At 36.6% G+C, this 12378-nt stretch carries 14 protein-coding genes, 1 pseudogene and 1 riboswitch; of the genes and pseudogenes, 9 read left to right on the top strand and 6 right to left on the bottom strand.

Going from position 1 to position 12378, the window contains the following annotated elements; translation table 11 throughout:
- The first annotated feature begins 61 nt into the window (after positions 1-61).
- On the top strand, positions 62-949 hold the full coding sequence (locus ABES03_RS17280) for an NAD(P)-dependent oxidoreductase (protein WP_430118934.1): 888 nt from the start codon (positions 62-64) through the stop codon (positions 947-949).
- A gap of 122 nt (positions 950-1071) precedes the next feature.
- Here ABES03_RS17280 and ABES03_RS17275 read toward each other — a convergent pair whose 3' ends face one another.
- Positions 1072-1908, bottom strand: coding sequence for an HAD family hydrolase (locus ABES03_RS17275; protein ID WP_430118932.1), 837 nt, complete (start codon positions 1906-1908; stop codon positions 1072-1074).
- 322 nt (positions 1909-2230) lie between these two features.
- On the opposite strand from ABES03_RS17275, the gene ABES03_RS17270 reads away from it, so the two are divergent.
- Positions 2231-3127 (top strand): CPBP family intramembrane glutamic endopeptidase, encoded by an 897-nt coding sequence (locus tag ABES03_RS17270; RefSeq protein ID WP_430118930.1) that lies wholly within the window; start codon positions 2231-2233, stop codon positions 3125-3127.
- 112 nt (positions 3128-3239) lie between these two features.
- On the opposite strand, the gene ABES03_RS17265 is transcribed toward ABES03_RS17270, so the two are convergent.
- Entirely contained in the window at positions 3240-3689 is a 450-nt protein-coding gene (locus ABES03_RS17265; protein ID WP_430118928.1) for a S1 domain-containing RNA-binding protein, read from the bottom strand.
- Positions 3690-3903: 214 nt separating this feature from the next.
- Here ABES03_RS17265 and ABES03_RS17260 point away from each other — a divergent pair, with 214 nt between their 5' ends.
- Together ABES03_RS17260 and ABES03_RS17255 are read left to right on the top strand one after the other, a co-directional pair.
- Positions 3904-4728 (top strand): formate/nitrite transporter family protein, encoded by an 825-nt coding sequence (locus tag ABES03_RS17260; protein ID WP_430118926.1) that lies wholly within the window; start codon positions 3904-3906, stop codon positions 4726-4728.
- 285 nt (positions 4729-5013) lie between these two features.
- Complete coding sequence (locus ABES03_RS17255; RefSeq protein ID WP_430118924.1) at positions 5014-6207, top strand: glucose-1-phosphate adenylyltransferase; 1194 nt, start codon at positions 5014-5016, stop codon at positions 6205-6207.
- Positions 6208-6286: 79 nt separating this feature from the next.
- Here the strand turns inward: ABES03_RS17255 and ABES03_RS17250 are convergent, their stop codons facing one another.
- Positions 6287-6730, bottom strand: coding sequence for a S1 domain-containing RNA-binding protein (locus ABES03_RS17250; RefSeq protein WP_430118922.1), 444 nt, complete (start codon positions 6728-6730; stop codon positions 6287-6289).
- A gap of 144 nt (positions 6731-6874) precedes the next feature.
- Positions 6875-7762 (bottom strand): 4-hydroxy-tetrahydrodipicolinate synthase, encoded by an 888-nt coding sequence (gene dapA, locus ABES03_RS17245; RefSeq protein WP_430118920.1) that lies wholly within the window; start codon positions 7760-7762, stop codon positions 6875-6877.
- Between the two features lie 124 nt (positions 7763-7886).
- Positions 7887-8066: riboswitch (Lysine riboswitch) on the bottom strand.
- Between the two features lie 191 nt (positions 8067-8257).
- Here dapA and ABES03_RS17240 point away from each other — a divergent pair.
- Together ABES03_RS17240 and ABES03_RS17235 are read left to right on the top strand one after the other, a co-directional pair.
- The gene (locus ABES03_RS17240; RefSeq protein WP_430118918.1) at positions 8258-8746 is read left to right on the top strand and encodes a GNAT family N-acetyltransferase; all 489 of its coding nucleotides are present in this window, start codon (positions 8258-8260) and stop codon (positions 8744-8746) included.
- Positions 8747-8809: 63 nt separating this feature from the next.
- Positions 8810-9280 (top strand): GNAT family N-acetyltransferase, encoded by a 471-nt coding sequence (locus ABES03_RS17235; protein WP_430118916.1) that lies wholly within the window; start codon positions 8810-8812, stop codon positions 9278-9280.
- A 63-nt stretch (positions 9281-9343) separates the two neighbouring features.
- On the opposite strand, the gene ABES03_RS17230 is transcribed toward ABES03_RS17235, so the two are convergent.
- On the bottom strand, positions 9344-10327 hold the full coding sequence (locus ABES03_RS17230; RefSeq protein ID WP_430118914.1) for a ring-cleaving dioxygenase: 984 nt from the start codon (positions 10325-10327) through the stop codon (positions 9344-9346).
- Positions 10328-10564: 237 nt separating this feature from the next.
- On the opposite strand from ABES03_RS17230, the gene ABES03_RS17225 reads away from it, so the two are divergent.
- The 3 genes from ABES03_RS17225 to ABES03_RS17215 all read left to right on the top strand — a co-directional run bounded on the left by ABES03_RS17225 (position 10565) and on the right by ABES03_RS17215 (position 12044).
- Positions 10565-10699, top strand: coding sequence for a hypothetical protein (locus ABES03_RS17225; protein WP_430118912.1), 135 nt, complete (start codon positions 10565-10567; stop codon positions 10697-10699).
- Positions 10700-10734: 35 nt separating this feature from the next.
- Positions 10735-10881: a hypothetical protein gene (locus ABES03_RS17220; RefSeq protein WP_430118910.1), complete on the top strand. Its 147-nt coding sequence runs from the start codon at positions 10735-10737 to the stop codon at positions 10879-10881.
- 161 nt (positions 10882-11042) lie between these two features.
- Positions 11043-12044 (top strand): LLM class flavin-dependent oxidoreductase, encoded by a 1002-nt coding sequence (locus ABES03_RS17215; protein WP_430118908.1) that lies wholly within the window; start codon positions 11043-11045, stop codon positions 12042-12044.
- 58 nt (positions 12045-12102) lie between these two features.
- On the opposite strand, the pseudogene ABES03_RS17210 reads toward ABES03_RS17215, so the two are convergent.
- Positions 12103-12378 (bottom strand): annotated as a pseudogene (locus tag ABES03_RS17210) (gluconate permease); the annotation flags it as partial.

Raw genomic sequence — 12378 nt, 5'->3', positions numbered from 1 at the left:
AGTGGGAAATAACCATCTATATCATGGGTTGTAAAGATATATTTTAAAGGAGGCACTTAAGATGATAAAAGAAGTGGGCTTTATCGGCCTTGGTAATATGGGACAACCAATGGTTTTGAATCTTTTAAAAGCAGGATATACAGTAAAGGTGTATAACCGTACACCTAGTAAAGCAGTTGCTGTAGTGGAAGCAGGGGCTCAGCAGGTGAATAAATTATGTGATGCAGTTACCACTGGTGGAATAGTGATCACCATGGTGTCGAACGACCAGGCACTCGAAGAGATTGTATTGGGGCCTGATGGATTTGCTGAAAAGTTAGGTGCTGGTGGAATTCACTTATCAATGAGCACCGTATCTCCCGAGACATCAAAGAAACTAGCAGCATCTCATCAACAGCATGGAAGTTATTTGGTAGCATCCCCTGTTTTTGGTCGACCTGAGGCAGCAATAGCTCAAAAACTAAATATCCTCTCATCTGGTCCACTTGAAGCTAAAAAGCGTGTCAAGCCAGTGCAAGAAGCTCTAGGGCAGCCGATTTTTGATATTGGTGAAGAACCAGGTGCTGCCAATGTGATAAAGCTGGGTGGTAACTTTATGATTATGGCTGCCATGGAGGCGATGGCAGAGTCCTTTAATTTAGCAGAGAAAAATGGAATTGATCGAGAGTTAGCTGCAGAGGTATATGCGTCAACCTTATTTAACTGTACAGTCTATCAAGGATACGGTCAGATGATTGCTAAGAAAAGGTTTGAACCTGCTGGTTTTCAGCTATCACTTGGTCTAAAAGATTGCAATCTTGTCCTGGATGAAGCAAACGCAACAAAAACCCCGATGCCACTTGCTAACTTAGTACATAATCGTCTCCTTGCTTCTGTTGCAAAGGGCCGAGAGAATCAAGACTGGTCAGCCTTATCAAGAATATCGATGGAAGAGGCCGGACTAGAATAAATTATGTAAGGAATAGGAGCACCCATTTAATCATTAAGTTTTTCATAACATTATTATGTAAACTGATATTTCCATAAAAAAATACAAGCCACCTTTTAGGTAGCTTGTATTTTTTAAACATATTAAAATACCAATTCTTCTTTATCAGTGTGTATTAATTGTAATAGATGACGTACAGCATAGGCAAAACCATCTTCATCATTTGTTTTTGTAATGAGATCAGCTTTTTGTTGAACATGAAGAGGGGCATTCCCCATTGCAACTGATGTGTTTGCCACCTCAAACTGTGCCAAATCGTTGCCGCCATCACCAAATGCAATAATTTCTTTAAACGAAAGGTTCATCATCTGTTGGTAACGCAATAATGCCTTCCCCTTATGTGCTTCAATGGAGGTAATCTCGACATTATTTGGGAAAGATGATGCCATAGATATCGGAAATTTGCCAGCTAATGCGGTTTTTATTTCATCTACACGTTCTTGTTGCTCAGGATGGACCAAAGCAATTACTTTATAGATTTTTAATTGTTCCTTTTCTAAAATTTCATCATAATTGAATTCTTCAAATAGAATATTTAGCTCTTCTTTACTTTTGCCATGTAAGGGAGGCAAGGTAGATGGAAAGCCACCGTAATTGGTATAAACGAGAATTCCTACCCCTAATTCTTTTAAAATTGAAAACATTTCTTGATAAATGGAAACAGGAAGAGTTGCTTCATACAGCACCTCTCTTGATGCAGAATATAAAACAGAACCATTGATACAAAAGATAGGAACTTCCATATTTTGTACTGCCGGTAATTTAATCACATCTGCGTAAGCACGGCCCGTGTTTAAAATAAGGCAGTGCCCTCTTTCTTGCAATTCATTTAATGCTTTTACATTCTCTTCAGTTATTTCTTGCTTGGAATTTAATAATGTACCATCTAAATCTATTGATAAACATTTCATGGTTGTCATAAATCCTTTCCATTCTTCTCTATAAACTACTATATCAGAATTTATTCAAAAAGTGGGTTACCAAAATTTATGGTGCTTAAAAGCATAAGCTGGTGATATAAAAACAGCTGATACGAACGAAGAACATCTTATTCATATGGGTGAAATACTAACTGATGGGATTGTTAAGCAGTTTCCAGAGAAGTTTAAGTAAACAAGAATGTAAAATACACACGAGATTTGTTAAAATATTTCTCGTGTGTATTTTTTTGGAAAAAGTTATAATAGTAAGCAACCAAATTAATTAAGGGAGAATTTAAGAATAGGTTTAGGGGGAGAGTTTTTGCAACAAAATTTTATTAAAATGAACCAAGGAAAAAACAATTGGAAAAGGTTTTTATTATCATTTGTTATTATAATATTATTTATTTTCGTAGGGTCTATTATGTACATTTTTGCTTTAAGTGTATTTGCTGAGACAGATGGAAATCCCAATTCTTATTTCGATAGAGTTGAGTTAGTGGGTGTTCATGTTAATCCGCTATATGACTTTGTTTTGACACATATTAATTATGTTTTTTGGATGCTGGGTTTAGTTATTACCATGAGGCTGGTTCATAAACGAGCATTCAAATCTCTTATAACTCCCAATAAAAAAATAAACTGGAGGAGAATTTTTTGGGGATTTAGCTTGTTTTTTTGCTTAGTTTCCGGAACGACACTGCTTGATTTTATTTTAAATCCAGGAGATTATGCATTCAATAATATTAAATTCAGGGACTTTCTTCAGCTGTTTTTCTTTGTTTTAATCTTAACACCACTACAAACTACAGCAGAAGAGGTATTTTTCAGGGGCTACCTAATGCAGTGGTTTGGCCGAAAGATTACTTATTCTCTATTATTATCAATTATTGTAGGTTCTATTTTTGGTATGCTTCATTTCAGTAACCCAGAAATGAATTATTCAGCATTTTTTGTCGGTAGTGATTATGTACTTTCTGGAATAGTGTGGTGTTACGTAACTGCAAAAACTAATAGTGCAGAAATAACGATTGGTGCTCATGCGGCAAATAATATGTTTCTTGGTTGGTTTTTAACCATGGATGATGCAGTCTTTGGGAAAATTCCATCCTTATTTGTAGTTACTAATATAAATCCACAAATCTCCTTGTTATGGACTATTATTACTCTCGCTGTCTTTTCGTTCTTAGCAATTAAGAAATATGGAAAAAATTATTAAATTTTATATCTATTCGGGAGAAGTATAAAGAGTACTAATCATTTCCGAAAAAGAAGAGCTGACTCGAAAAAGTCAGCTCTTCTCTCTGGTTATAAAGTTACAACGAGTCAGCTTACCCGCGTCTTCCACCTCGGCCGCCACGCTTTGTTTCTGTGCTGCGCTTTAGTGAAGATAAATTTTCTTCACTAGACTTTAAAAACTTAGCCACTTTATCTTCAAATGATTCTTTAGGTTTGAAATTGCTTTTTGGACGAAAATCTTTAGAACGGTTGTCAGATCTTCCTTGCCTTGCTGGGCGTTGTGAGTAAGAAGAGGTTTGACTTTCTGGTCTATCGATAGCTTTTTTAATAGATAAGGCAGTTTTTCCGTCTTTCTCACTAATTACCTTTACTTCAACCATGTCGCCTACTTTAAGGTGGTCATTAATATCCTTAACATAGCTTTCCGCAACTTCACTGATATGCACAAGACCTGTTGTGCCGCCAGGCAATTCTACGAATGCTCCAAAATTAGTGATTCCTGTTACTTTTCCTTGTACTTTGCTGCCTACTTCAACTGACATAGAAATATATTTCCCCCTCAATAATGTTAAAACCACTTCATTATAACAAATATTTCACAGGAATAAAATCTTTTTGCTGAATTAGGAAAAAAATTGAAAACGTTTAATAATCGTTAAAGAAAAGTTCACAGGAAAAAGGATGAAAGTGCGATAAAATAAAAGTATGTTAAGAACATCACAAATAAAAAGAATTTTATTAAAGGAGTAACACATTATGGCATACAGTAAACCGGATCAAATTATGGAAATAACCATAGAAAATGGCACGAAGAAAACCAAGAACTCTCCATTGCAGACGATAATCTTAGGTTTTGAAGCAGGTGCATTTATTGCGCTAGGTTATTTACTTTGCATACGTGTAACAGCAAGCCTATCAATAAATTTGGAGGGATTAAGCAGTTTGATAGGAGCATCTGTATTTCCTATTGGGTTGATTCTTACTTTACTTGCAGGAGGAGAGTTACTAACTGGTAATATGATGGCTGTACCGCTTGCAAGGATGGCGAAAAAGGTGACTACTGGTGAGGTCATATTAAATTGGTTTCTTGTGACAATTAGTAACTTTCTAGGAGCTGTTTTTGTCGCCTATTTCTTTGGTCATCTAGTAGGTCTTACTGAAACTGGTCCTTTTTTAGAAAAAACGGTTAGTATTGCTGAGCATAAACTTGAAGCCACCTTTATTCAAGCGTTTATATCTGGTATTGGTTGTAACTGGTTGGTTGCTTCCGCAGTCTGGCTTTCGTACGGAGCTAACGACATGACTGGGAAAATAGCTGGAATTTGGTTTCCAACGATGGCATTTGTTGCTATTGGCTTTCAACACGTAGTTGCCAATATGTTTGTCATTCCTGCTGCGATTTTTGCAGGTCATTTTTCTTGGATGCAGTATATTACCAATTTTGTTCCGGTTTTCTTAGGAAATGCAGTAGGAGGATCCGTGTTTATTGCAATTGCTTATTGGCATGCATATAGAAAAAAAGATGTATCATATCAAGAGCCAAAGGTCATTCCATCTATCATGAAAACGGGTATTCGATAGATTTTAGTAATCATAATCAAGACAACTTTATAAGCGAAAAAAGACTATTTAAAAGGTTCCTATTTCTAGGATCCTTTTTTTATTTCTTTTAAGATTCGGACAAAAACAGCCATATTACGAACTATTTTCTTAAGAGGGTGTCGATAAAAAAATGAGAACTTTTCACAGAGATGTCACATCTAAATCGTAGAAATGGAAAAATCAGGTGATAATAGAGATATAAACAGATGGAATAAGCAAGGGTCATTGAGGAGTAAAAGTTATCCAAAGAAAAGGAGGAGAACAATGAATAAACCAAATTGGATAGCCATGCTGTTAGCGGGGGGGAGGGGGACGAGACTTAATCTACTAACAAAAACTATCGTAAAGCCAGCTGTGCCGTTTGGTGGGAAATATCGTATCATTGACTTTGCCTTAAGTAATTGCAAAAATTCAGGGATAGAAACTGTAGGGATTTTAACTCAATATAAGCCCCTAGTATTACATTCTCATATTGGTCAATGTAATCAATGGAAGCTTTCAGACAGGTTTGGTGGATTAATAATCCTTCCACCATACCAACGGGACGGTTTAGGTGTGGAGTGGTATGAGGGTACGGCACATGCAGTATTTCAGAATTTCCAATTCATCGAGCAACACAATCCTGACTATGTTCTCATTCTCTCAGCTGACCAAGTCTACAAGATGGATTATAGAGAGATGCTGCAACATCACATTGAAACAAATGCTGATTGTACCATTGCAGTTATGGAAGTTCCTTGGGGAAATGCACACCAATTCGGTGTACTAGAAATTGATAAGCAGTCAAATAAAATTCTAGCATTTAAAGAAAAACCTCAAAGGCCCACTACCAATTTAGTATCGATGGGAATATACATTTTTAATTGGCCAATTCTAAAAGATACCTTGATTAAGGAAGAGCAAAAGGAATTTACACAAAGAGATTTTGGAAAGGATATTATTCCCTCCATGCTGGACGAAGGATTTCATTTGTCATCCTTCAATTTTCATGGGTATTGGAGAGATGTGGGAACGGTTAGAAGCTTTTGGGAGGCAAATTTGGATCTTTTATATAAAGAAACAAATATTTTTCAACAAGCTCCAGAATGGAAAATTTACAGTATTGAAAATAATGAGCCCCCTTCACTTATAGATGGTAGTGCCAAAGTACACCATAGTTTAATATGTGATGGCTGCGAAATAAGTGGTTCAGTTGAAAGGGCAGTTATATTTAATGGTGTGAAAATTGGAAAGGGGGCACATATAAAAAATTCGGTAATCTTACCTCATACCGTTGTAGAAGAAAACGTTTGGCTGGAGAATTCTGTAGTAGGAAGTCAATCTTTTATTAAGAAAGGGGTAATTATTGGGTCAAAAACACCGGAGGAGTATTTAATGGTAGTAGGGAATCAGGTTACTGTTGACCCGGCTATTGAAGAGGTACAATTAAAAAATAATGTAAAATCAGTTTTATCGTAGGTAATATGCAAAGAAGAGGATGACTCTTGCGATAGAGTCATCCTCTTTTTTTATATGAACAATTCTTAAAACGTTAATGTTATCCGCGTCTTCCGCCTCGACCACCACGTTTTGTTTCTGTGTTGCGCTTAAGAGAAGATAAATTTTCCTCGCTAGCCTTTAAGAACTTAGCCACTTTATCTTCAAATGTTTCTTTAGGTTTAAAATTTCCTTTTGGACGGAAGTCTTTCGAACGGTTATCAGATCTTCCTTGCCGTGGCGGGCGTTGTGAATAAGATGATGTTTCAGGTTTGTCTATCGCTTTTTTAATGGATAGGGCAGTTTTACCATCCTTTTCACTAATTACTTTAACTTCAACCATGTCGCCTACTTTTAGATGGTCATTAATATCTTTTACATAGCTTTCTGCAACTTCGCTAATATGCACTAGACCTGTTGTACCTCCAGGTAATTCGACGAATGCTCCAAAATTAGTGATTCCTGTTACTTTTCCTTGGACTTTGCTGCCTACTTCAACTGACATGAAATCTTTTTCCCCCTCAATAGTGTTAAAACTACTTAATTATAACAAATTTTCAGGGGAAATAGAATCAAACGAAGAGGTTTTTCTAACTTTTTTTTGACATTTCTTCTAATATAATATTCATTAATAAAAATTTCTTCCTTACTAACTGTGTACCTTAAGTAAACTGATTGGGAGGCTTTTCTGTAATGTTTGTTGTTCTTCCTCCGTTAATGAGACAAGTGGTAATCGGACACCACCCACAGAAAGACCAATCATTTTTAATGCTGCTTTTACTGGTGATGGACTTGGTGCTGCAAACAATGCTCTCATTACTGGAAGTAGGTTACGATGTGCTGTTGCTGCCTCTTTAAGATTACCATTTTTAAAGTTATTGATCATTTCTTGCATTTCATTTCCAATGATATGAGAAGCAACAGAGACAACTCCTGTCCCACCAATCGCTAAAACAGGTAATGTTAATCCGTCGTCTCCGCTATAAAGTGTAAAGTCACTAGGAGTTTGGTTCATAATGTCAGACATGGCATCAAGGTTCCCACTAGCTTCTTTGACAGCAACAATATTATTAATCTTTGATAAACGGACGATTGTTTCGACAGTCATATTAACTACACTTCGTCCTGGGATATTATATAGCATGACTGGGAGTGATGTAGATTCGGCGATTGCTTTAAAGTGTTGATATAATCCTTCTTGAGATGGTTTATTGTAGTAGGGAGCAACCAGCATAATTCCATCTACTCCGGCATCCTCAGCTTGCTTTGTTAAGCTAATAGAGGCTCTTGTATTATTGGAACCAGTTCCTGCAATGACAGGAACTCTGCTATCAACAACAGCTACTACAAATTTAAATAGGTCCACTTTTTCTTCAGTTGTTAATGTGGGAGATTCACCCGTTGTTCCAGCAATTACTAATCCATCAGAACCATTAGCGATTAAATAATTAATGAGTTCTTTTGTTGCACTATAATCAATTTCCCCTTGTTGATCAAATGGCGTAACCATCGCAGTTAAAACTTGGCCAAAATTCATCATGCTCACCCTTTAAATAGTTTTTTTGAATTAGAGCGGAGAAGGCACCTTAATAATCAACGCAAAAAAGCAGCAGCGAGGGTTCGCTGCTGCAATAGAAACATAATTTAACAATTGTTCCCATGCGTGAGATAGCCCTCCATATAGTTTCCTATATGACAGTTCTGTATTTATTCAATAGCAGAACCAGCTTCAAGATTTATGAGTTTCTTTCCGCTTCGGCAAATTCCCCTTTTCACAATTGTCATTGGATCTCATTCTCCTCGAATTGTGTACTCATGGTTTTTGCGCCTCTATCCTCACTTCAAATGGTATTGAAGTAAGAAATATTTAATTGACTGTTACTATAACAGAATTTCTATTATGATACAAGGGATTTGGAAGATTTTTAGAAAAAAGAGGCCATTTATGAGTTAACAAGAAGTAATATCAATCTATAAAAATGTTATATTATAGTAAAATTTGATAATAATTGTTTAATTTGGGAGGATATATATGTTTATGATAAGGAACGTTAGAATTGATGATTTATCTGAACTAGTAGTAATCGAACAACTTTGTTTTGTAAAAGAAGAAGCTGCCCCAAAAGAGGCATTTGAAAAGCGAATCCAATTCATTTCAGATAGTTTTTTTATAGCTGAGGGGGACGGGAAAATAATGGGTTTTGTAAATGGACCTGTTATTGAGGAGCCATACATTACAGATGAGCTATTTAGTGATGTAAGGGCCAACCCCATTTCAGGTGGACACCAAAGCATACTAGGAATAGCCGTGTCTCCAGGTTTCCAAGGACGTGGTGTGGCTACCGCGTTGCTTGCGCATTTGGAAGAGGAAGCAAAATTAAAAAACCGTGAAACCATTACACTTACTTGTAAAGAAAAATTAATACCCTTTTATGAGCGTCATGGGTACCACAACCAAGGTGTGTCAACTTCTAATCATGGAGGAGCTGTCTGGTACGATTTGGTTAAAAAATTATATTAAATATTTTCGTGTAAGTTACCATGGATACTTATGTACGGATCTTAAAAAAGAGGTGGTTTGATCATGAATCTTATCTCTCACAAAATGAATGAACACTATGCTAAAGAAGTATTGGGTTGGAAATATGACCAGCCATATGATTTTTATGATAATGAATTAACAAATGAATCCCTGCAAGAACTATTGAATGACAGTTATTATGCTGTAGTAAACGCTGAAAATAAATTAATAGGTTTTTTTTGCGTCGGAGAGTCTGCCCAGGTTCCAATAGGTCACCAGTTTGGAGCCTACGTTGATGGTTTTATTGATTTTGGACTCGGGATGCACCCCGAAGAAACCGGAAAAGGGAAGGGCTATGAATTCTGTAGATTTATCTATGACTTGATCAAAGAAAAATATAAAGACTTTCCTATCCGCTTAACTGTGGCTAATTTTAATAAAAGGGCAATCCATCTTTATGAAAAAATTGGATTTGTTAAGAGTAAAGAATTTAATTCAAATAATTGTTTTTTCTCAACAATGGTTAAAGTATGAGTCTTAAAAAATAAAAAAGAAGCTTGGAGATCTGAATCTCAAGCTTCCTTTTTTGATTAAGTGTTAATTATATTCTTTCACTATTTCTTTTGTGCTTCTAACTGTATCGATTGGACGAACCATTTTTTCAATTTGATCCCGTTTTGTTTCTAAGAATGGAGGCAAGGATAGATTTTCTCCTAGTGTTTCATAGGGCTCATCTCCCATAAATCCAGGACCATCTGTAGCGAATTCAAATAAGATTTGAGGTGCTACTCTTACATATAATGAACCAAAAAAGTAGCGGTCGACAAAACCAGAGGTACCAAAGCCGAAGCCTTCAATCCGTGTCATCCATTCTTCTAAAACCGTGCGATCCTCCACACGAAATGCTGCATGATGGACAGTACCAAAGCCTTGTTGGGATGGGGGCAGTACTGCATTGTATTCCACAACCACTTGAGCACCGTTACCGCCTTCCCCTACTTCAAATAAATGAAAAGCTTCCTCTTGTGCAATTTCTTTAAACAAAAGAACTCTTTCCATCATTTCTTTAAAGTAATCGAAATTGGCTACACGAACAAAGATGGGTCCTAATCCAGTGATGGCGTATTCTAAAGGGATCGGACCCTTTTGCCAAGGTGTGCCGCTGGCAACTCCTATATTTTTTTCATCGGAAATTAATTGGTATTGTTGGTCATCGAAATCTACAAAGGATAAAGTTTTCTTACCAAAAAACTCCTTGACTCCTGAGTGCTTCACCTTTAAACGATCAAAGCGGTTCGCCCAATACTCTATCGCTGTATCATTTGGTACTCGGAAGGAGGTTTTTGATATCTCATTCGTCCCGTGCACTCCTTTTGGAATACCTGGGAAATCAAAGAACGTCATATCAGTACCTGGGCTGCCCTTATCATCGGCAAAAAATAAATGGTAGGTTTGAATATCATCTTGATTGACTGTTTTCTTTACTAAACGCATTCCTAAAACATATGTGAAAAAGTCATAATTCTTTTCTGCACTACTTGTAATAGCTGTTACATGGTGAATGCCTTTTAATCCGTTCACACTAAACCCTCCAAACATCTCATTTTGGGTATGACTATATTATGCCAAGTTGTATTGATATAACTACTGAATTGATGGAAATATCATGGAAGGATAAAATACCTTTAATTAAGATATCTCTAATTCGAGATAAATATACCATGTTCCTTCTAAGTTGTCAATAAAGTGAAACCCTCTAATAAAGGAATGAACAAGTAGATTTCGTTCAATAATAAATATCAAAAAGGAGGAAGCCACATGGATGGAAAGTATAATACAAACGATGATGCAACTGTCGAATTAAAAAAAGCACTAAATAAAAGTACACCAAGAAGAAATCCAAACATGAGTGAAGCAGAGATGAAAATGAAGTTCCAAGGAAGAAAGAGTTAGGGGAATAAAAATGAAAATAATTTGAGGTGAAAGAAGTGTCTGGAAAACATCCAATAGAATATACGGGGAAAGTCTTAGATCAAAGAAATGACCTTACTGGGCCTGTTGATGGTAAAGGTTCGTATCCAGAAAGGCCAAAACATGTAACTATACAGCAGCAAAGTAGCAACAAAGGTAAATAGTCTGAATAGAAAAAAGTACCTTGTATAAATAATCCAAGTGAAAAGATGTAAGAGGGGGGATGACCTCCTCTTTTTCATGAATAGTAAGCATTTAAGTTTGTTTCCTGCAATCCTATTGATAGTATAGAATTATATTTTCAAAATGAAAGGACAAATTTAATATGGCAACCATTCATATACCTGTTTCGGTTCTAAATTTAGCTCCGATTCGAGAGGGACAAACACCCAAAGAAGCGATTGATTCAATGGTGGATCTTGCCCAAGCAGTAGAGAAGATGGGGTATAAACGCTACTGGATTGCAGAACATCATAATACTCCCACCCTTATTAGTTCAGCTACATCTATTCTAATCAAGCATACATTAGAACATACCAATACCATACGTGTAGGGTCTGGTGGGATTATGCTTCCTAACCATGCACCTTTAGTTGTCGCTGAACAATTTGGTACCATGGAGACGATATACCCAGGACGAGTGGAATTGGGGCTTGGCCGTGCTCCTGGCACAGATATGATGACGGCAAATGCATTAAGACGCTCAAAAAATGACTCTGTATACACCTTTCCAGAAGATGTTAAGGCACTACTAACGTTCTTTGGTCCAGAGGATCAACAAAGCTTTGTGAAATCCTATCCTGGTGTGGGGACAAATATTCCACTTTATATTCTTGGTTCTTCCACAGATTCAGCTTATTTAGCAGCAAGTTTAGGGCTTCCCTATGTTTTTGCTTCTCATTTTGCACCTAGATACATGGAAGAAGCTATTAAAATATATCGTAGTCGTTTCCAGCCCTCAGTGTATTTGGATAAACCATATATGATGGTTTGTTTAAATGTGATTGCCGCAGAGACTGATGATGAAGCCGAATGGTTGTCTACAACCATGCAGCAATTCTTCTTAAATGTAGTTCGTGGTTCTAGGAATCCATTACGACCGCCAGTTGAAAACATGGATCAGATTTGGAATCCAATGGAAAAGGAAATGGCTACCTCTATGTCCAGTGTTACACTATTAGGAAGCAAGGAGACCATCCAAAATCAGTTGACTTCATTCCAAAATTACTATGAAGTAGATGAAATCATGGCTGTATCTTATATCTATGACCCTGTAAAACAAAAACGATCTTATGAAATCTTGAAAGAAGTAGTAGACGGAAAATAAATAAAGAGGGGACAGTCCCTCACCGCTTTAAAGCGGTGGGGGACTATCCCCTAAATTGTTATACGATTAAGCTTAGTAAAAGAATAAATCCTAGACCAGCTACAGAAATAATCGTCTCAAGTAATGTCCAAGTGGCAAATGTTTCTTTCATACTTAAACCAAAATACTCTTTAAACATCCAGAAACCAGCATCATTAACGTGTGAGGCGATTAAGCTACCAGCACCAGTTGCAAGTACAACTAAAGCTAGGTTTACATCGGATTGGCCTAACATGGGAATAACTAACCCAGCAGTGGTTAAAGCTGCAACAGTTGCAGAACCTAATGAGATACG

It is taken from the genome of Neobacillus rhizosphaerae (assembly GCF_050477885.1).
Taxonomy (GTDB): Bacteria; Bacillota; Bacilli; order Bacillales; family Cytobacillaceae; genus Neobacillus; species Neobacillus rhizosphaerae_A.
The sequence above is the reverse complement of the archived record's forward strand: the minus strand, read 5'-3'. Positions and strand labels throughout refer to the sequence as shown.

Excerpts from the sequence above, each read along its gene's own strand:
- ABES03_RS17265 (WP_430118928.1), bottom strand. The coding sequence starts at position 3,689 with ATGTCAGTTGAAGTAGGCAGCAAAGTACAAGGAAAAGTAACAGGAATC.
- ABES03_RS17255 (WP_430118924.1), top strand. The coding sequence starts at position 5,014 with ATGAATAAACCAAATTGGATAGCCATGCTGTTAGCGGGGGGGAGGGGG.
- ABES03_RS17260 (WP_430118926.1), top strand. The coding sequence starts at position 3,904 with ATGGCATACAGTAAACCGGATCAAATTATGGAAATAACCATAGAAAAT.
- ABES03_RS17240 (WP_430118918.1), top strand. The coding sequence starts at position 8,258 with ATGTTTATGATAAGGAACGTTAGAATTGATGATTTATCTGAACTAGTA.
- ABES03_RS17215 (WP_430118908.1), top strand. The coding sequence starts at position 11,043 with ATGGCAACCATTCATATACCTGTTTCGGTTCTAAATTTAGCTCCGATT.
- ABES03_RS17235 (WP_430118916.1), top strand. The coding sequence starts at position 8,810 with ATGAATCTTATCTCTCACAAAATGAATGAACACTATGCTAAAGAAGTA.
- ABES03_RS17250 (WP_430118922.1), bottom strand. The coding sequence starts at position 6,730 with ATGTCAGTTGAAGTAGGCAGCAAAGTCCAAGGAAAAGTAACAGGAATC.
- dapA (WP_430118920.1), bottom strand. The coding sequence starts at position 7,762 with ATGAATTTTGGCCAAGTTTTAACTGCGATGGTTACGCCATTTGATCAA.
- ABES03_RS17225 (WP_430118912.1), top strand. The coding sequence starts at position 10,565 with ATGGATGGAAAGTATAATACAAACGATGATGCAACTGTCGAATTAAAA.
- ABES03_RS17275 (WP_430118932.1), bottom strand. The coding sequence starts at position 1,908 with ATGACAACCATGAAATGTTTATCAATAGATTTAGATGGTACATTATTA.
- ABES03_RS17280 (WP_430118934.1), top strand. The coding sequence starts at position 62 with ATGATAAAAGAAGTGGGCTTTATCGGCCTTGGTAATATGGGACAACCA.